The organism is Streptomyces caeruleatus, assembly GCF_001514235.1.
GTDB classification, from domain to species: Bacteria; Actinomycetota; Actinomycetes; order Streptomycetales; family Streptomycetaceae; genus Streptomyces; species Streptomyces caeruleatus.
The window spans coordinates 540598-560673 of the sequence record NZ_KQ948928.1; the positions used below are offsets into that span (position 1 = coordinate 540598).

At 69.2% G+C, this 20076-nt stretch carries 13 protein-coding genes; 7 read left to right on the forward strand and 6 right to left on the reverse strand.

Annotated elements, in window-relative coordinates:
- Positions 1–67: 67 nt before the first annotated feature.
- The 6 genes from AQJ67_RS17875 to AQJ67_RS17900 form a co-directional block, all read right to left on the reverse strand.
- Positions 68–1669: a glycoside hydrolase family 43 protein gene (locus tag AQJ67_RS17875; RefSeq protein ID WP_062719844.1), complete on the reverse strand. Its 1602-nt coding sequence runs from the start codon at positions 1667–1669 to the stop codon at positions 68–70.
- Positions 1666–2604, reverse strand: coding sequence for a carbohydrate ABC transporter permease (locus AQJ67_RS17880; protein WP_062719846.1), 939 nt, complete (start codon positions 2602–2604; stop codon positions 1666–1668). Before AQJ67_RS17880 ends, AQJ67_RS17875 begins: the two co-directional genes overlap by 4 nt.
- Positions 2604–3488: a carbohydrate ABC transporter permease gene (locus AQJ67_RS17885; protein WP_062719848.1), complete on the reverse strand. Its 885-nt coding sequence runs from the start codon at positions 3486–3488 to the stop codon at positions 2604–2606. Before AQJ67_RS17885 ends, AQJ67_RS17880 begins: the two co-directional genes overlap by 1 nt.
- A gap of 10 nt (positions 3489–3498) precedes the next feature.
- The gene (locus tag AQJ67_RS17890) at positions 3499–4836 is read right to left on the reverse strand and encodes an ABC transporter substrate-binding protein (RefSeq protein ID WP_062719850.1); all 1338 of its coding nucleotides are present in this window, start codon (positions 4834–4836) and stop codon (positions 3499–3501) included.
- A 490-nt stretch (positions 4837–5326) separates the two neighbouring features.
- Positions 5327–6418, reverse strand: coding sequence for a LacI family DNA-binding transcriptional regulator (locus AQJ67_RS17895; RefSeq protein WP_062719852.1), 1092 nt, complete (start codon positions 6416–6418; stop codon positions 5327–5329).
- A gap of 752 nt (positions 6419–7170) precedes the next feature.
- Positions 7171–8184: a hydroxyacid dehydrogenase gene (locus AQJ67_RS17900; RefSeq protein WP_208614987.1), complete on the reverse strand. Its 1014-nt coding sequence runs from the start codon at positions 8182–8184 to the stop codon at positions 7171–7173.
- A 549-nt stretch (positions 8185–8733) separates the two neighbouring features.
- On the opposite strand from AQJ67_RS17900, the gene AQJ67_RS17905 reads away from it, so the two are divergent.
- From AQJ67_RS17905 to AQJ67_RS17935, 7 genes are all read left to right on the forward strand, one after another.
- Positions 8734–10086 carry an extracellular solute-binding protein gene (locus tag AQJ67_RS17905; RefSeq protein ID WP_062719856.1) on the forward strand — a complete coding sequence of 451 codons (1353 nt, stop codon included), beginning with the start codon at positions 8734–8736 and terminating at the stop codon, positions 10084–10086.
- Entirely contained in the window at positions 10083–11081 is a 999-nt protein-coding gene (locus AQJ67_RS17910; RefSeq protein WP_062719858.1) for a carbohydrate ABC transporter permease, read from the forward strand. Before AQJ67_RS17905 ends, AQJ67_RS17910 begins: the two co-directional genes overlap by 4 nt.
- Positions 11078–11941: a carbohydrate ABC transporter permease gene (locus AQJ67_RS17915; protein ID WP_062719860.1), complete on the forward strand. Its 864-nt coding sequence runs from the start codon at positions 11078–11080 to the stop codon at positions 11939–11941. The genes AQJ67_RS17910 and AQJ67_RS17915 overlap by 4 nt, the downstream gene beginning before the upstream one ends.
- Positions 11942–11975: 34 nt before the next feature.
- Entirely contained in the window at positions 11976–13508 is a 1533-nt protein-coding gene (locus AQJ67_RS17920) for a glycosyl hydrolase family 28 protein (RefSeq protein ID WP_062719862.1), read from the forward strand.
- Positions 13505–16855: an alginate lyase family protein gene (locus AQJ67_RS17925; RefSeq protein ID WP_062719864.1), complete on the forward strand. Its 3351-nt coding sequence runs from the start codon at positions 13505–13507 to the stop codon at positions 16853–16855. The genes AQJ67_RS17920 and AQJ67_RS17925 overlap by 4 nt, the downstream gene beginning before the upstream one ends.
- Positions 16856–16882: 27 nt before the next feature.
- Positions 16883–18148: an alginate lyase family protein gene (locus tag AQJ67_RS17930; RefSeq protein WP_062719866.1), complete on the forward strand. Its 1266-nt coding sequence runs from the start codon at positions 16883–16885 to the stop codon at positions 18146–18148.
- 127 nt (positions 18149–18275) lie between these two features.
- A complete protein-coding gene (locus AQJ67_RS17935; RefSeq protein WP_062719868.1) occupies positions 18276–20039 on the forward strand; it encodes a carboxylesterase/lipase family protein in 1764 nt (587 codons plus the stop codon).
- Positions 20040–20076: the final 37 nt, after the last annotated feature.

The window sequence follows — 20076 nt, forward strand, 5'->3', positions numbered from 1 at the left end:
CCGGAAGAGGCCGGAGATCGAAGGTCTGCCAGGTCCGCGACTTTTGAAACTTCGAACACGCCCTGGGCTACCAGCAGGTGAGGCGGAATCCCGTGAAATCGGCCGTGAACGACGCGTCGACGAGATCCACGGCATGGATGCCGGCCATCGCCCCGGTGAAACGCAGCTTGGAGCCGTAGTCGTCCGACAGCTTGGTGAAGTCGAGCGGCGGTCCGACCAGGGCGCGCGCACCCTCGCGCACGTACCAGAACTGCGCCAGGCCGTCCTCGACCGTCACCCCCAGGGTCAACGGCGTGCCCGCGTCCACCTCCATGACGGCCATCTGCTGCGTCCCGAACTCCTCCCGCTCCACGAGCCTGAGCACCGTACGCCCCCCACCGCGCCACTGCTGCCCGCGCTGCCCCTCGCCCGCGGGCTCCGCCCAGGTGAGGTCGAGGCTCAGATACGCCTCCGCGTTGTACCGCAGGACCAGCCCGGCGGCCTGCGTGAAGGTACGGGGCCGCGCCTGAACGGTGACCTCGGCCTCCGCCCGGTGCTCGGTGATCCGCTGGGCCAGCAGACTGTGCGCCCACCGGGACTCGGGACCGTGCCGGCCGCGCAGCCGGATCCAGCCGGGCCGGACGCCGGCATCGGCCCAACTCGGGTCGACCCGGCCGCGCAGGGTGCTCCAGGGCCAGCCGAGCTCCGCACCGGGCTCGGCGCCACCCGGCCCGGGCTCGGCCTCCGCCTCGACGGGAGGCGTCGACACCTCGACCTCGACGGCCGGATGCCACCCGCCGTGCCGCAGCCGCGGCCACCCGTCCTCGTCCCAGGTCACCGCCTGGATCGCGGTCTCCCGCCCGAGCGGGCAGCGCGGACCGTCCGGCGTCCGCAACGGCCGCGCGGCGAGATGGCTCATCACCCACTCACCCTCGGGCGTCTCCACCAGCTCCGCGTGTCCGGCCTTCTGCAACGGCACCGAGGCATCGTCACGCGTCGTCAGCAGCGGCCGGCTGTCGAGCTCGTACGGCCCGGTGACCGCCCGACTCCGCGCGACCAGCACCCCGTGCTCCACCCCCGTGCCGCCCTCCGCGAGCACAAGATGGAACCACCCGCCCCGCCTCAGCAGTTTCGGCCCCTCGATGAGCCGTTCGTGCTGCATCAGCAGATGCGTCTCACCGACCGGCGCGAGGGTCTCGCGATCGATCTCCGTGAGCACGATCCCGGCGAACCGCCGGCCGTCCGGGCGGTGGTCGTTCTGCAGGTTGAGCAGCCACAGCCGCCCCTCGTCGTGGAAGAGCGCGGGGTCGAACCCATGGCTGGCGATCCGCCGCGGCGGCGTCCAGGGGCCGCCGACCTCCGGGGCCGTACTGACATACGTGTCCGTGTCGAAGTACGGCGTGCCCACCGAGCGCACGACCGAGTACACCACCCAGAACCGCTCCCCGTCCCAGCTCAGCGAGGGAGCCCAGATGCCACCCGAGTCGGGGACCCCGGCGAGCGAGTCACCGGGAACGGCCCCCCGCACATGACCGGCGTACTCCCAGTGCGCCAGGTCGCGGGAGCGATGGATCGGGATCGTGGGGAACCACTCGAAGGAGCTCGTCGCCACGTAGTACCAGTCGCCGACCCGGACCAGGGAGGGGTCCGGGGCGAAACCACGGATGACCGGATTGTGCAGCAAGGTCACTTCAGGGCTCCCAGCGTCACGCCGCTCCGCCAGTAGCGCCGCATCGCGACCATCACGATCGCCATGGGGATGATGGACAGAAGCGCGCCCGTCAGGACGAGGCTGGTCACGTCGATGCCCGACTCCAGGCGCTTGCCGGACCAGTTGTACAGACCCAGGTTGAGCGTCCAGTTCTCCTCGCCCCGCAACACGGTCAACGGCAGGAAGAAGGCGTTCCAGGTGTTGACGAAGGCGAGCAGGAAGACCGTCGCACCGCCCGTCGTCATCATCCGCAGCACGATGCTGAAGAAGATCCGCAGCTCCCCGGCACCGTCGATGCGGGCCGCCTCCAGCAGCTCGAACGGGATCGTGGCCTCGGTGTACACCTTGGCCAGATAGACGCTGAACGGGTTGATCAGACACGGGATCAGCATCGCCCACGGGGTGTCGACCATGCCGATCGCCGAGAAGAGCAGGTACAGCGGCAGGGTGAGCAGCGCGATCGGGATCAGGTAGGCCCCCACCACGGCGGCGAACACCGCGCCTCGCCCTGGGAAGTCGAAGCGCGCCAGGCCATAGCCCGTGGCGAGGGCGATGAGCGTGCCGCCGAGCGAGCCGACACCGGCGTACAGCAGCGAGTTGGCGGTCCAGCGAAGGAAGATGCCGTCCTCGTACGTGAACACCTGTTGCAGGTTGTCCCAGAGATGCCAGCCCGAGAACCACAGCCCGTTGCTCTGGTAGAGCCCCACGCGGTCCTTGGTCGCGGCGATGATCAGCCAGTACACGGGGAACAGACTGTAGACACTGGCCAGGACCAGGCCGAGCAGCATGAAGCGCTGCCCGCCGCGGGAGCGCGCGGCCGGGTCGGGGCGGGTACGCCGACGCAGTCCGCCTCCGCCGGCCGGCGCGGCCGTGGTCTGCGTGCCGTTTTCCTTACGGTTGGCGGTCAGCGCCATCAGTCCGCCTCCCTCGAGGTCAGCCGGTAGAAGAGCAAGGACGCGACACCGAGGATCAAGGCGAGCAGCACCGAAAGGGCCGCGGCGTAGTGATAGTTGCCGGCGTTGAACGCCTGGTTGTAGATGATCATGATCGGGGTGAAGCTGTCGCTGACGGTCTGCGGGGTGATGTTCCGGAACAGCGCGGGCTCGTTGAAGAGCTGCAGCATCTGGATGATCGACAGCAGCGCCGTCAGCACGAGCGCCCCGCGCACGAACGGGATCTTGATGTTCAGCGCGATCCGCAGCTCGGAGGCGCCGTCCAGCCGCGCGGCCTCGAACAGCTCCCGGGGCACGCCCTGGAGCGCCGAGTAGATGATCACCATGTTGTAGCCGATGAAGTGCCAGGTCAGCAGATTGCCGATGGCCGGCCACACCATGGACGGTGCGAAGAAGTTCCAGTCGAATCCGAAGAATTCACCGAGCGAGGTCAGGGGCCCCACCTCGGGGCTGTACAGATTGATCCACACGATGGCGGCGACGACACCCGGGATCATGTACGGCACCAGCAGCAGAATCCGGAACCGGCCGGCCACCTTCGCGCTGACCGCGTCCAGGAACAGCGCCAGGACCAGACTGATGAGCAGCACGAACGGGATCTGCACACAGGCGAAGAGGACGACCCGCAGGATCGACGTCATGAACGCCGAGTCGGTGAGCCCGTTCTGATAGTTCTCCAGCCCCACGAACTCGGTCGTGGCACCGCCGAGCCCGAGCCCGGACTGCTTCTGCAGAAACAGCGACTGGTAGACCGCGTACCCGATCGGGAGCAGGTACAGGAAAGCGAAGCCGAGCTGGAAGGGCACCGTGAAGGCGGCACCCTTCCAGCGCTGGGAGCGAATCATCGAGTCCGCCTCAGCCCTTGACGCTGATGCCGCGCTGCTTCAGGTCGTTGACCGTCCACTCCTGCATGTGGTCGAGCAGATCGGTGACCTTCTGCTTCTTGCTGACGACCGCGGCCCACTCGTCCTGCATCTCCGTGAACATCGCGGTCCAGTTCGGCCCGAAGGTCCAGTCCGTGGTGACGGTCCCCAGGCTGTCGGTGACGACCTTCTTCCCAGGCTCGTAGTTCTTCCCGAGCAGCTTCTGGGAGATCGCCTCGCTCACATACGAGTCACTGTCCTTGAGGGCCGGCATCACACCACTGCCGGTCTCCGGACTGGCCATGGTCTTCACGGCCCCGGTGTCCGTGGACATCCACAGCGCGGCCTGGGCGGCCTGCTCCTTGTTCTTGCACTGCTCGCTGACCAGCGTCAGATTGCCGCTCTGGTTGGTCGCGGCCGGCGTCTTGGCGGCCTCGCCCGCGAAGGTCGGCCACGGCGACAGCGCCCAGTCACCGAAGGACTTGGTGAAGTTCTGCACCATGCCGGACATCTGCCAGGTGGAGATCTGCCGGGTGGCGGTCCCACCGTTGTCGTAGTTCCGCTGCACGGCCGCGTAGTCGGCGAACGACAGCTTCGAGTTCAGGTCGTTGTCGATGATCTCCTGGATCACCTTCGCGGCCTTGAGGGTGCCCTCGTCCTTGAAGTTCACCTTCCACGCGTTGCCGTCGATGGCGTACCAGTGCGCTCCGGCCTGCATAGCGAGCACCTCCAGGGTGCTCGGGTCCTCACCGGCGTAGTTGGTGATCTTGATGTCGTGCTTCTTCAGCTCCTTGCCCGCGGCGATGAAGTCGTCCCAGGTCGTCGGCGCCTTGAGCCCGTACTTGGCGAACAGGTCCGTCCGGTAGATGGTGAACGCCGGAGCCGAGGCGGTCGGCACCCCGTACACCTTCCCCTGCACCTGCCCGGTGGCCCATGACCCGGCGTTGAACTTGTCCTTCTCGCCCTCGACGTACTGGGTGATGTCGGCGAGCGCGCCCTGCGAGACCCAGCTGGTGACGTACTCACCGGTGTTCTGCAGCAGACAGGGCGCGTTGCCCGCCTTGACGGCGTTCGTCAGCTGCTTCTGCATGGTCAGCTGGTCGGTGACCTTCGAGTACTTGAGCTGGACGTCCTTGTGCGAGGCGTTGAACGCCTTCACGACCGCCTCCTGCCCGTTGGCCCAGCCCCAGAAGTCGAGGGTGACCGGACCGGAGGAATCGGCCCCGGAGTCCTGGGAGCCGGATCCGCCACAGGCGGCGAGCAGACCGGACAGTGCGATTCCCGCGACGGCGGCGGAGGCGAACCTTCTCCGGGGGCTGGTGAAGTTCATCTGACCGTGATCCTTCGGAATGAGAGCGTTCTTGCGGAACGGCGGCGGCTCGGTGGCGCCGGCCAGGAACGGCGGCCGGGAAAGCGTCGGCTCGCGGTTGCGGGGGGTCGGCCAAGCGGAAGCTGTAGTAAGCGGTTGCAGGGACGGTAGGCCGAGGGCTCGGTTCATAGCAAGGGGTGAGCGGAAATTTGTTACGCCGGTTTGTCCCCGCGGTTATGTCCGGCGGTGCGGGAGGCGGTTCGGTGAGGGTGTACTTACCCGCAGGTCAGGGGCTTGCGGTCGCGCCGGACGGGGCGCCGGGAGCGCTCCCAAGGGTCCAGAGGACGGCCTGGGAATCACAGCGGAAAACGCTTACGAAACAAAGTCGAACCAAGCAGCGAGGACACGAAGACGACAGCCGGCCCGCCGGGACCCGGTGGACCTGCCCCTGACGGGCCCGCCGCCGGTCCCTCGCCGGTCCCTCGCCGGTCTCTCGCCGGTCCCTCGCCGGTCAGTCGCGCCGAGCGGCAGGCGGCCGCACGGAGTTGCGTACGACGACATGGGTGCCCAGCACCAGATGGTCGCCGTCGCCGCCCTTCCGGCGCCCGGAACCACCCTCGCGCCGGTCGGCCACGGCACGCAGCGCCACCCGTCCCATCTCCTCGTACGGCACGTGCACGGTGGTGAGTTGGGGCGTGAGCTGTGAGGCGAGCGGGATGTCGTCGTACCCGACGATCGACACGTCGTCCGGCACCCGAAGCCCAGCGGCCCGCAAGGCCTGCATGGCCCCCGCGGCGACCACGTCGGTCCCGGCCAGCACGGCCGTGAACTCCACGCCCTCCGTCAACGCGTCCTCGACGGCCTCGTACCCGTGCTCGTAGTCGTACGGACCGTGCCGCACCATGCCCGGCTCGAAGGGCACGCCATACGCCTCGAAGGCCCGCCGAGCGCCACTCAACCGGCCCTGCGCGGTGGTGAGTTCGGCATGCCCCGGCAGCACGAGCACCCTCCGGTGACCGGCGGACAGCAGATGGCTGGCCATGGCGTACGCGCCGCCCTCGTTGTCGTAGTCGACCGTCGTCGCCGGCACGTCGCCCTCCAGCGGGGGCCTGCCCACCAGCACCAGATGGGATCCGGCGGCATCGAGGGAACGCGCGAACCGGGCCATGCGCAGCTGGTACTCGTCGTAGTCGTACGCCCCGCCCAGCAGCACCACGGCCGCCACGCCCTGCTGCCGCATGAGGTTGACCAGGGCGAGCTCCCGCTCGGGATCGTCGCCCGTGGTCCCCACCAGCGAGAGCCAGCCGCGCAGCGTGGCTGCCCCCTCGACGCCCTTCGCCACATGGGCGAACGCGGCGCCGGTGATGTTGTTGATGAGGATCGCCACGGTGGGCGTACCGCCGCCGGCCAGTGAGCGGGCGTGGGCGTTGGTGACGTAGTCCAGGTCCCGGACGACCTTCATCACCCGGCGTCGCAGGTCCTCCGACACCGGGTAGTTGCCCGACAGGACACGCGACACGCTGGCGACGGAGACGCCGGCGCGCTCCGCCACGTCCCGGATGGTGGCCCGGCCGACGTCGCCGGCCACCTTGCGCTGACTCACCCTTGCGGCTCCTTCACCGTTGCGCCTGCGTCGGCATACGGCCGGAAAACGCGCCCCCACCGATACAGAAACCGTATCCCATACACCTCACCCGAGCCCTTGCCCTCTCTCCACCCCGCCCACTGCAGGCGCACCGGCGCCGGGCAAGGGCCCACCAACCTCCACTGTCTGCCGGACACCGGCCGCGAGGGAGCCGAAGGGGCGCGCCGGTGTCGAGACGGCGAACGCGCGGAGGCCCGAAGGGTCGAGCACGATCGCCGTCTCGACACCGGCACAAGGCGCCCCGTAGGCGACCGAGCCAGACATTCGGCACACCAGCTGCAGGACTTGGCCATGCGACGTGCCTCGCCACAAGGCCCGGCCGTCCAACGCGCCCGGCTGCAGGCCTCGGGCCGGCAACCCGCCCAACCAGACTTCGCCCCCGCCGCCCCTACCCGTCCCATCCCTGGGGGCTGCGCCCCCAGACCCCCGCTGTCGGCCCTCCGGGCCTCGTCCTCAAACGCCGGACGGGCTGAAAGTGTCTGGGCCGGTTGTAGCCCTCTGCGGGTGGGTGGGGGTTGGGGACGGTGGCTCGTCCTCGAACGCCGGACGGGCTGAAGATGTCTGGGCCGGTTGTAGCCCTCTGCGGGTGGGTGGGGGTTGGGGACGGTGGCTCGTCCTCGAACGCCGGACGGGCTGAGAGTGCCTGGGCCTGCGTCGCTCCCTAGCGGCCTTGCCCTCGTACGCCGGGCGGGCTTGAGAGCGCAGTGCTCTCAAGCCACCCGAGCCATATCCGCATGAACCACCTCATGCCGCAACTCCCCTCCACCCGCCACCCGCTCCAACTCCTCCACCACGATCCGCCCCAGCCGCTCCAGCTCGTTCCCGAGGGACCCGGCGATATGAGGGGTGAGGAAGACGTTGGGGAGGTGATAGAGCGGTGACCCCGCAGGCAGCGGCTCGGGTTCGGTCACGTCGAGAACGGCGTGGAGTCGACCGGAGACGAGTTCGTCGGTCAGGGCGTCGGGGTCGACCAGGGCGCCGCGCGAGGTGTTGATCAGTACGCCCCCGTCGCGGATGAGCCCCAGCCGGTCCCGGTCGAGCATCCGGTAGGTCTCGGGGATGTCCGGCGCGTGCAGGCTGACGATGTCGCTGTGCCGTAGGAGGTCGTCCAGCGACAGCAGTTCGGCGCCCAGTTCGGCGGCCTCGGTGGCGCTGACGTACGGGTCGTGCAGGAGGACCGTGAAGTCGAACGGCTGGAGGAGCTCCAGGAGCCGGCGGCCGACCCGGGAGGCCCCGATGACGCCGACGCGGCGGCCGACGTTGCCGATCGCGGCGGTTTCGCGCTGCGTCGGGTAGGCGTGTGAGCTGCGGAAACGCTCGCGGTGGCCGAAGGTGTCCTTTCCGGCGAGCAGGATCATGGCGAGGGTGTACTCGGCGACCGGGAGGGCGTTGCCGGTGACCGCGCTGGAGACCGTGACGCCGGCTTTCCAGAGCGCGTCGCCGACGAGCGAGCGGACCGAGCCGGCGGCGTGCAGTACGGCGCGCAGTCCGGGTGCGGCGGCGAGGAGGTCGGCGTCGAGGTGGGGGCAGCCCCAGCCGGTGATCAGTACCTCGGCCCCGGCGAGGGCCTCGGCCGCGGCCGGGTCGGTGAAGTCCTGTACGACGAGGGCGGGGTCGATCTGGGCCGCCTGCCTCAGCCGGGCCATGAGCGGTGGGGGGAAGAGCAGGGGGAGGTGCACCGGGTCCATGGCGAACACGGCCCTCGGCGGGTGCGGGCTGGGCATGACTCTCCTGAGGCGCTGGGTTGAGATGCTGTCGAGATGCGGGGTAGAAACAGTTTCAGAAAGCGTCTTCTACCGTAGATCTGCCAGGAGACTCGGTCAATCGGTCGGATGAAGAGGCGCGTTTCCCGAAGCTGTCATCGGCTACCGCGGTGGCGTACCGCTCGCCGAGCGGTCTCACCGGGTGTGTTCCGAAATCGGTTACTAGGTGTTCCTGGTGTTCCAGGTGTTCCAGGTGTCCAGGCGTTCCGGCGGGTTTCGGTCCGGTCGTGGGTCTGCGTAGACAACCGGTTTCCATCGGTCGGATTCCAGCCGTCGGCTCAACATCCCAGGTCAGGCGCGCTCTTCCTGCCGCCTCATACCCCTGCCGCCCATGAAGCCGAGGTTACAAAGACTTTTCGAAAATCCGTCAAGCCTCTTGACGTGCCCCCCGCCCCAGAAGAGGCTCTGCCCCAACGCCATAGCAACCGGTTGCCAAGTTGGCTGGTTCATGACCGGCAGGCCGCTCATTGGCCGACATATCGAACGAACTGAGCAGGAGGTGGTGCGCTCATGCGCCCACAGGCCGGCGCCCCCTTGAGCCGCCGCCGTTTTCTCGCCCTCTCCGCGGGCGGTGCCGCGGGCGGTGCGGCGGCGTTGAGCGGCTGCGCCATGCAGGTGTCGACCGGGGTCAGTGGTGGCTCGGGAGAGACCGTCACGCTGATGGTCAAGCCCGAGGACATCTCGCCCGAGCTGGTCAAGCAGGCGAAGAAGGACACCGGCATCACGATCAGGCGGGTCGACTACGACATCACCAAGCTGATCGCGATGCTCACCAGCGGCAACCCGCCGGACCTGGTCCGAGCCGTCGGCGCCACGGACGCGGCGTACTTCGCCGCACGGGGCGTGATGCAGAACCTCGACCCCTACTTCGCCAAGAGCAGCGTTCTCAGGCCGGACGACCTTGACCCCGTCAACGACCTGTGGCGTTACGACGGCAGGGTGCAGGGCAAGGGTCCCCGCTACGGCATGGCCAAGGACTTCTCCCAAGACTCCATGTACTGGTACAACACGGCGGCCTTCGACAAGAAGGGTCTCGACTACCCGTCGGAGACCGAACCCGTCACGTTCGAGAACTGGCTGGAGAGCGCCCAGCGGCTCGTACAGCGCTCGAAGGGTCAGACGACCGTGTTCGGCGGCAGCTACAACGGCCAGACCAAGATCACGCTGATGGCGGCCCTGACGGCGTCCGCCGGGGGCAGCCTGTTCAGCGACGACTTCTCCCGGGTCGACTTCACCACACCCGAAGCCCGCAAGGCGCTCGCCTGGTACATCGGCTACTGCAGGCTCAACGTCGGGCCGACGCCCATCAATCCCGCTCCCCAAGGCTGGGACGGGCCGAGCTACCAGGCCGGACGGATGGCCATGTCGAACAACGGCTACTGGATGGGCGGCATGATCGGCGCCGACAAGAAGCTGGCGCAGGTTTCCCGCCTCGCCCCCGCACCCGTCTTCGCGGGCGGCCCGCGCATCAGCGCCTGCCAGGGCGGCACCGGTATGTGGATGCCGCGGAAGGCGAAGAACAAGGACGCCGCGTGGCGCCTGTTCGAGTGGTACTTCGGCGAGGCGCCGGCCAAGGAGCGCGCCTCCAGCGGCTGGGGCATCCCTACCCTGAAGTCCCTGCGGCCGCTGATACCGGACGAGGAGGACTACCAGAAACGGACGCTGAGGACACAGGAGAACGAGCTCAAGCACTTCTCTGTGGTCTCCCTCAGCCCCTACATCACGGGGGACGGCTTCGAGTCCCTCTTCAACCAGGTCACCCCGGCCGCGATGAAGGGCGAGATGTCCGTCGACACCCTCGCCGGACGCCTCAACTCGCTCGTCAACGAGCAGCTCAAGCGCGGTAAGGAGCAAGTGGGATGACTGTCGATCAGGTCTCCTCGGTCGCGGACCGGCCACGCTCGACCGCGAACGCCCGCCCGGCCCGGTCCGACACCCGCACCGGGCCCTCGATGACGACGCGCAGGCACCGCGCGTTCTACATGTTCACCTCGCCGTGGATCATCGGCTTCGCGCTGCTGACGATCGCACCGATGGCGTACGCGCTGTGGCTGAGCTTCACCACGTACGACGGCATCTCACCGAACTGGCACTACGTCGGCCTCGGCAACTACCGCGAGTTGCTGCACGACGCGCAGACCTGGGACTCCCTGGGCCGTGCGGGCCTGTTCGCGGTCATCTCGGTGCCGTTGTCGATCATCGCGGGGCTCGCTCTCGCCGTCCTGATCAACCGGCCGATCAAGGCGCGCGGACTCTTCCGGACCCTGCTGTATCTGCCGGCCGTGGTACCGCCGGTCGGTGCGGGCATCGCCTTCAAGATTCTCTTCGACCAGAACACCGGTGCCGCCAACGGTGTCCTGACCTTCTTCGGCTTCGACGCGATCGGCTGGCTGGCCGACCCCTACGCCCGGTACGTGCTCATCATGACCGTGCTGTGGTCGGCCGGAAACATCATGATCATCTCGCTGGCCGGACTCCAGGACGTGCCCCGTGAGCTTCACGAGGCGGCCCGGATCGACGGCGCGAGCGCCTGGCGGACCTTCCGCAGCATCACCGTGCCGCTGCTCTCGCCGGTGCTGCTGTTCCAGACGGTGACCGGGGTGATCGCCTCGGTGCAGACCATCATGCCGATGCTGCTGGCTGCCAACCCGACCACGGGCGGCCTCACCACGATTCCGCAGTCCAACTACACGTACATGATCCACGTGTTCTCGGAGTACTTCGCGCTCGGCCGCTACGGATACGCCTCCGCACTGCTGTGGGTGCTCTTCGTCCTGATCCTCGTCGCGACCGGACTCATCTTCAAGTTCACGTCCGGCGTGGTGTTCTACAACGTCGACCCGGAGGCGAAGAAGTGACCGTCACCAGCTTGAACCCCAAGTCTCCGGTCCGCGTGCGGATACGCGTCAACCGCCTCGTCCTCTACACGGTCCTCGTCGCCGTCACCGGCCTCTTCGTCGGCCCCTTCGGCTGGCTGATCCTCGCCGGTCTCAAGACCCCCTCCGAACTGGCCGCCGCCCCCGTGCACTGGCTGCCCGCCGATTTCCAGTGGCACAACTTCACCGACGCCTACAAGCTGATCGACTTCCTCGGATACGCCCGCAACTCCCTGATCATCGCCCTGATCTACGCCACGCTGGTCACTCTCAGCTCGGCCTGGGTCGGCTTCGGTTTCGCCCGGCTGTCCGCACCCGGCAAGAAGACGCTGTTCGGCGTCCTCATCGGCTCGATGATGCTGCCGCAGATGATCACTCTGCTGCCGACCTACCTGATCTTCGCCAAGGTGGGCATGGTCGACACGTACTGGCCGTGGGTGCTGTGGGGTCTGTCGTCGGCTCCGTATCTCGTCTTCCTCTTCCGGCAGTTCTTCGCCGGCCTGCCTCGCGAGCTGGAGGAGGCGGCAATCGTCGACGGCTGCGGATACGGCAGGATCTTCTGGCGGATCTTCCTGCCGCAGTCCTGGCCCGTCCTGTCCGCCAGCTTCGTCATCGCCTTCACCTGGACCTGGGGCGACTACATCGCGCCCCAACTTCTGCTCTCCACCGACAAGTCGACGCTCGCCGTCGCCGTGATGACCACCTACGTCTCCTCGGCCGGCACACCCGTCACCAATCTCCAGGCCGCCGCCTCCGTGATGTACGTCGTCCCGATCCTGCTGATCTTCCTCATCGCCCAGCGCGGATTCGTCGCCGGGATGTCCACGTCCGGGCTGAAGTGACCCCTCTTACCGAACCTTTTGCAAGGAGTTACGCATGAACCCGCCCCTCTCACGCCGGAACGCCCTCCAGGCCGCCGGTGTCGTCGCTGCCGCCGGCCTGGCCGGCAGCAGCGTGGGCACCGCACAGGCCGCCGCGGCCGAGGAGACCGGCACCACCGGCGACAGCGTGGTCATCCACCCGCCCCTTCCGCAGGTGCCTGTCAACAACTCCTTCACCGTCAAGGTCCGGCCGCTCGGCGGCACCTGGCAGAAGCTCGGTGTCTACCTTGCCAAGCTCGCGCTGATCGACGCGAACACCGGCAGCAACAGAGCCCAGAACTCCTCCTGGGCCGCCTTCGACTTCTGCGGCACCGTCGAGGTCGAGGTCACGTACAACCCGGGCGGCGGCGAGAAGGTCCGCGTCCGCCCGGACTCGTACGGCATCAAGCCCGAGGTGCTCGGCAGCACCGCGCGCTTCACCCTGGACCGGCCCCGCAACCTCGTCGTCCAGATAGACGACAAGATCTTCGACTGCCTGCACCTGTTCGCGAACCCGATCGAGCGGAACGTGCCCACCGAGGGCGACAAGAAGGTCATGTACTTCGGGCCCGGGCTGCACACCACCGCCGACCGGTTGCTGAAGGTGCCCAGCGGCACCACCGTCTATCTGGCCGCCGGTGCCGTCCTCACCTCGCAGGTGATCTTCGAGAACGTGGAGAACTCCCGGCTGATCGGCCGCGGCGTGCTCTACAACTCTCCCAACGGGGCGCTCTTCATCCGCAAGACCGAGAACGTCACCGTCGACGGCGTCACGATCCTCAACCCCCGCTACGAGAACGTCCGGGTCGCCGAGTCCAAGAACCTCACCATCAAGAACCTGCGCGCCTTCAGCCACCAGGGCTGGGGTGACGGCATCCAGCTCTACTGCTCCGAGAACGTCAAGATCGACGGCTGCTTCCTGCGCACTTCAGACGACTGCGTCGCGCTCTACACCCACCGCTGGGACTTCTACGGCGACACCCGCAACATCACCGTCAAGAACTGCTCCCTCTGGGCCGATGTCGCCCACCCGATCAACATCGGCGTGCACGGCAATTCCGACACCCCCGAGGTGCTGGAGAACCTGCGCTACGAGAACATCGACATCCTCGACCACCGTGAGCCGCAGGTGACCTACCAGGGTGCCATCGCCTTCATGGTCGGCGACAGCAACATCGTCCGGAACGTCAAGTTCGACAACATCCGCGTGGAGGACTTCCGCTGGGGCCAGCTCATCCACATGCGGGTCGAGTACAACCCGAAGTACAACACCTCGGCAGGCCGCGGCATCGAGTCCGTCTACATCAAGGACCTCAGCTACAACGGCGAGAACGCCAACCTCTCGATCATCGCCGGCCTCGACGCGGAGCACGCGATCAAGGACGTCACTTTCGAGAACCTCCGCGTCAACGGCAAGGTGATCGCCGACAGCACGGGCAAGCCGAAGTGGTATCTGGCCGCGGACGGCGTGCCCATGTTCGTCAACGAGCACGTGACGAACCTCAAGTTCCTCACCACCGCCGAGGCCGAGGCGGCCGCCGCGTCATGAGCACCCTGAGAACCACCCCCGCCACGAGCCGCCGGGGATTCCTCGGCGGCGCCGCGGCCCTGCTGCTGGCGTCGGGCACGAGCGGACTGCTCCTGCCCGGCACGGCCCGGGCGGCGGCACAGAACGACACGGGCAGCCGGGAGTTCACCCACCCCGGCCTGCTGCACACCGCCGACGACCTCGCCCGGATGAAGGCCGCGGTCGCCGCCCAGGAATCCCCGATCCACGACGGCTACCTCGCCTTCGCGGCCCACGCCCGTTCGAAGTCGACGTACGCCGTGCAGAACACCGGGCAGATCACCTCCTGGGGCCGCGGCCCCACCAACTTCCAGAACCAGGCCGTCGCCGACTCGGCCGCCGCCTACCAGAACGCCCTCATGTGGTGTGTCACCGGCGTGCGCGCCCACGCCGACAAGGCACGGGACATCCTCAACGCCTGGTCGGCCTCGCTGACCATGGTCACCGGCGCCGACGGTCCGCTGGGCGCCGGCCTTCAGGTCTTCAAGTTCGTCAACGCGGCCGAGCTGCTCCGGCACAGCGGCTACGACGGCTGGACGGACGCGGACATCGCCCGCTGCGAGCGGTCCTTCCTCGACGTCTGGTATCCGGCGATCTCCGGCTACATGCTCTACGCCAACGGCAACTGGGACCTGACGTCCGTCCAGTCCATCCTGGCCATCGGCGTGTTCTGCGAGGAACGCACCCTCTTCGAGGACGCCCTGCGCTTCGCCGCGGCCGGCGCCGGCAACGGCAGCGTCCGCAACCGGGTCGTCAGCGACACCGGCCAGGGCCAGGAGAGCGGCCGCGACCAGGGCCACGAGCAGCTCGCCGTCGGCCTGATGGGCGACGCCGCGCAGGTCGCCTGGAACCAGGGCGTCGACCTGTGGGGCTTCGACGACCACCGGATCCTCGCGAACGCCGAGTACGCCGCCCGCTACAACCTCGGCGGCGACGTCCCCTTCACCCCCGACCTGGACCGCACCGGCAAGTACATCAAGACGGCCGTCTCCGACAAGGTGCGCGGCGCCCTCCCGCCGGTCTACGAGATGTACTACGCCCACTACGCCGGCGTCCGCGGCCTCGACACCCCGTACACCAAGGCGGCCGTCTTCCGCGGCACGGGCGGCGCCCGCCTCGTCGAGGGCAGCAACGACGACCTGCCGAGCTTCGGCACCTTCACCTACGCCGGTACGAAGGCCCCCGCGCCGACCGCACCGACGGCCCCGGCGGGCGTCACCGCCCTCGGTGACTCCGACGCCGTGACCCTGGCCTGGCTGCCGTCCGCGTGGGCGACGACGTACACCGTCCTCAGGGCGAACCGCGCCGAGGGGCCGTACAAGAAGATCGCCGAGGGGAACGCCGAGCCGGAGTACAGGGACACCGACGTCCACGCCGGACAGACGTACTACTACACCGTCACGGCCGCCAACTCGCAGGGCACGAGCGCGAGTTCGGGCCCGGTCGCCGCCGCGGCCGGTCTTCCTGAACCCTGGTCCACCCGGGACATCGGACAGGTGCGGATCCCCGGCTCGGCCGCCTTCGACGGGGAGCGGTTCCTGCTGGAGGCATCCGGTACCGCCGACACCTACCGCTCCGTGCACCTCCCGCTGCGCGGCGACGGCACGATCACCGCACGCGTCGTGTTCCCGCTCAGCTCGCAGTACGCCAAGATCGGCGTCACCCTGCGCGACTCCCTCGACGCGGACGCCGCGCACGCCTCGATGCTGATCCAGGGGCTGCCGCTGCACACCTGGAGCGGCGTGTGGACCGTACGCGCCGAGACTGGAGCGGCCGTCTCCGGCACCGGCAGCACGTCCGTGCCGCCCACCCAGCAGCAGGCCGTCACCACGTCCGCGGCCTTCCCGATCTCCGACCTGGGTGAGCTGCCCGAGTCGGCGACCCCGCTTCAGGCCCCGTACGTCGAGGGCGCGGGCGACGGCTACCGGCTGCGGGCGCCCTACTGGGTCCGGGTGACCCGCAGGGGCCGCCGCTGCACGGGCGCGATCTCCCCGGACGGCATCCGCTGGACCCAAGTCGGCTCCAGCGAGGTCGAGTTGGGGCGTACGGCGTACGCCGGGCTGGTCCTCACCTCCTGCCTCGGCGTCGACGCGGACTACGCCGAGACCGGCACCGGCGCCTTCGACAACGTCAGCGTGACGTCCGCGTCCTTCGGCGAGGTCTGGTCCGTGCCCCGGCCCACCCGCACCGCCACCGGCCTGACGGCGTCCACCGGCGCCGACGCCGTGGAGCTGGCCTGGACCGACCCGGATCTCTCCGCCCGCTACAAGGTGCTGCGGGCCGACAGACCGGACGGCCGCTACGAGACGATCGCGACCGGCGCCGGCCCGGTCGGCTTCGGCACCCGGATCCGGTACGCGGACGCCACGGGCACACCCGGACGGACGTACCACTACGTCGTCGCGAAGACCAACCACGGCGGCCGGGGCCCGCTGTCCGAACCGACGTCCGCACGGATGCCGACCCCGGGGCTGCCCCAACTCACTTCCGCCGCCGCCGTGTTCGCCAACAAGGGAGTGCCCTTCCGGCACCTCCTGCGCGGCTCGCACGAGCCCGTGCGGTTCACCGCGGCCGGGCTGCCCGACGGTCTGCGGCTGGACAAGCGCACCGGCATCGTCTCGGGCACGCCCACGGAGACCGGCGAGTTCACCGTCACCACCACCGCGGGCAACGCGACGGGGGAGGGCACCGGCACGCTCACCCTCACCGTCGGCACACCCCCGCCGGCCCCCTGGACGTACGGCGACCTCGGCGACCCGGTGCTCGACGAGCGTGCCTTCGGGACGCTCGGCGTGGTCGCGATCCGCACCCCGGGCAGCACGTCGTACGACGGCGGGACCTTCACCGTGCGCGGGGCCGGTGTCGACCTGAGCACCAACAACCAGGGTATGACCGGGCAGTTCGTGCGACGGCCCGTCACCGGCGACTGCGAGATCACCGCCCGGCTCGGCTCCCGCACGGGCGCGAGCGCCGACCAGGTGGGACTGCTGATGGCCAAGTCGCTGTCGCCGTTCGACCAGGCCGCCGGGGCGATCGTCACCGGCGGGTCCACCGCGCAGCTCATGCTGCGCACCACCGTCGCCGGGAAGTCGGCCTTCACCGGCAACACCCCCGCCGCCCTCCCCAACCTGCTGCGGCTGAAGCGCGTAGGGACCGCCTTCACCGCAGCCCTGTCCACCGATGACGGCGCCACCTGGACCACTCTCGCCACCGGCGAGATCCCCGGGTTCGGTGACGCCCCCTACTACGTGGGCCTCGTGGTCTGCTCCCGCAACCAACTGGCCCGCTGCACCTCTGAGTTCAACGAGGTGAGCATCACCACCGACTGATCCCCCCACGGATTGGAGTGCACCACAATGAGCCGCACTTCCCCCCACCAGCACCACCACTCAGGTGAGGTGAGCCGTCGCGGTCTGCTGAAGACCGCCGGCGGTCTCACCGCGGCCGTCGCACTGGGCGCTGCGTCTGCCGTGACTACGGCGGTCGTCGCCCCCACGGCGGACGCGGCCCCCGCGACCTTCACCCACCCCGGCATGCTGCACAACGCCGGAGACATCAACCGGGCCAAGGTCAGGGTCGCCGCGGGCGACGACCCCTGGCTGTCCGGCTGGAACCGGCTGACCGCCAACTCCCGCTCTCAGTCCACCTGGACCAACAAAGCCACGGCCACGATCATCCGCGGAGGTACCGGACAGAACTACGGCCTGCTCTACAACGACATCGCCGCCGCCTACCAGAACGCCCTGCGCTGGCGGGTCGGCGGCACCGAGGCCAACGCCCAGTGCGCGGCCACCATCCTCAACGCGTGGTCGAGGACCCTGACGACGGTCACCGGCAACGCCGACCGGTTCCTCGCCGCCGGCCTCTACGGCTGGCAGTTCGCCAACGCCTGTGAACTCATGCGCGGCTACAGCGGGTTCGACCTCGCCGCCGCCCAGGAGATGTTGGTCCGGGTCTTCTACCCGCTCAACAACCAGTTCCTCACCGGCCACAACGACGCCTGCATCACCAACTACTGGGCCAACTGGGACCTGTGCAACATGGCCTCGGTGATGGCCATCGGGATCCTCACCGACAACGCGGCCAAGTACGACCAGGCCGTGAACTACTTCAAGAACGGCGCCGGGAACGGTGCCATCCAGAAAGCGGTGCCGTTCCTGTACTCCAACGTCGAGGGCTACGACCTCGGCCAGTGGCAGGAGTCCGGCCGCGACCAGGGCCACACCATGATGGGTATGGGCCAGATGGGCGCCATCTGCGAGATGGCCTGGAACCAGGGCGACGACCTGTACTCCTACGACGGCCGCCGCTTCATGAAGGCCGCCCAGTACGTCGCCAAGTACAACCTGAACAACAACGTCCCGTACACCACCTACAACTGGGGCAGCGGCCAGAACTGCGCCCCACAGTCACAGACCGTGATCTCGTCGGCCTCCCGGGGCCAGGTCCGCCCGGTCTGGGCCATGCTCCACTACCACTACAACCGGCGCGTGAGCCTGGACGACAAGTACATCTCCCAGATGTGCTTCTCGGTCGCCCCCGAGGGCGGCGGCGGTGACTACGGCACCGACAGCGGCGGCTTCGACCAGCTCGGCTTCGGCACGCTGATGTACGCCAAGTAGCGCGGCACTCCAGGACGGGCTGTACGCCGAACAGCCCTCACACCCGCTCGTGCACCGGAATATCGGGCCACAATGAGTTGCTCTGATCTTCACGGTGCACGAGCGCGGTGAGGAGGCTGGTGGACACATGGCAGCAGTCCAGACAGATTCCGGTACAGACCCCGTGGTGAGCACGCCTTACGGTGCCGTACGGGGCCGGTACGAACAGGGCGTCGCGGTGTTCCGCGGCATCCCCTACGCGGCGCCCCCGTTCGGCCCGCTCAGGTTCCGGCCGCCCGTGCCGCCGGAGCCCTGGGACGGTGTGCGCGAGGCCGTGGCCTTCGGGCCGACCCCGCCGAAACCGCCGTACTCCGAGGCCTTCGCGCAGTACCTGTCCGACCCCGTCGTGCCCGGCGACGACTGCCTCAACCTCAACGTCTGGACCCCCGAACCCGGCCCGGGCGCCCGGCTGCCGGTCATGGTGTGGCTGCACGGCGGCGCCCTGACCCGCGGCTCCTCGGGCATGCCCGTGTACGACGGCCGGTCCTTCGCCCGCGACGGCGTCGTCCTGGTCTCGGTGAACTACCGGCTGGGCGTCGAGGGCTACGGCTACTTCCCGGACGTCCCCGCCAACCCCGGCCTGCGCGACCAGCTCGCCGCCCTGAACTGGGTGCACGAGTCCATCGAGGCCTTCGGCGGCGACCCCGGCCGCATCACCCTGTTCGGCCAGTCCGCCGGCGCGATCAGCATCGGCGCGCTGCTCGCCGCCCCGCAGGCCCAGGGCCTGGTCCGGCGGGCGATCCTGCAGAGCGGACCGCCCGAGACCGCCGACCGCGACAAGGTACGGCGGATGGTGCGCCGTATGGCCACCCGGCTGAAGATCCCCGCGACCGCCGTCGCCTTCGCGGACGTCGACCGTGAGCTGCTGCTGCGCACCCAGGCCGAGGTCGGCCGGCTCAGCAGCCCCGTGCTGGGCGGGCCCGCCTTCGGGATCGTCGTCGACGGCGACATCGTGCCCCGCGACCCCCTCACGGCGATCACGGAGGGTGACGCCGCGGTCGGCGTGGACCTGATGATGGGCTGGACCCGCGACGAGTACCGGCTGTGGCTGGTGCCCGGCGGGCTGCTGGAGCGCGTCGACCGGCTCGGCGCCGTCGCCCTGGCCGGCGCCATGGCCCGCTGCCACGCAGGCGCCGACATCCCGCGCGGCTACCGCATCCTGCACCCGGAGGCCGGCACCGCCGAGATCGTCGGCCAGATGGTCACCGACCACCTCTTGCGCATCCCCCTGCACCACCTGGCCGACGCCCGCCCCGGGACGTCGTACATGTACGAGTTCGCCTGGCCCTCCACTCTCCCCGACCCAGGGCGTGTGGCGAAAGCCCCGCCTGCCGGGCGACGCCTGGCACGCCCTCTCGCCGCACCGGGCGAAAGCCCACGTACAACCAGTACGAGGGCTTCCGCCCGGCACGCCGAGAGCACGCACCAGACGCCGCCCGGCCCGCCCTCCGGGCGGACGACGGGACTTTCGCCACACGCCCTGGGCTCCTGCCACGCGCTGGAGCTCGGCTTCGTCTTCGACACCGGCGGCGTCCCCGAGTCCCGCAAGCTGGCCGGGGACGGAGCCCCGCAGGAGCTGGCCGACGAGATGCACCGGGCGTGGGTGCGGTTCGCGGTCGAGGGCGACCCGGGGTGGCAGCCCTGGGACGACTCGCATCCGGTGCGGGTCTTCGGCGACGGCGAGACCCGTACCGCGCACGGCCCGCGCGACGCCGAGCTCGCCCTGTGGGCCGCAGCGGCCACCGCCCCGCAGACCCCACCCGCCCCGGCCCTCGGTCCGGCCGGGCGCGGCGCGGAGCTGCGGGCGGTGGTCCGACGTCTGCGGCTGCCCGGCGCGGTACGGCGGCACTGATTCCGGTCCCGGGGGCGGGCGGCGGGCCGACTCGGCC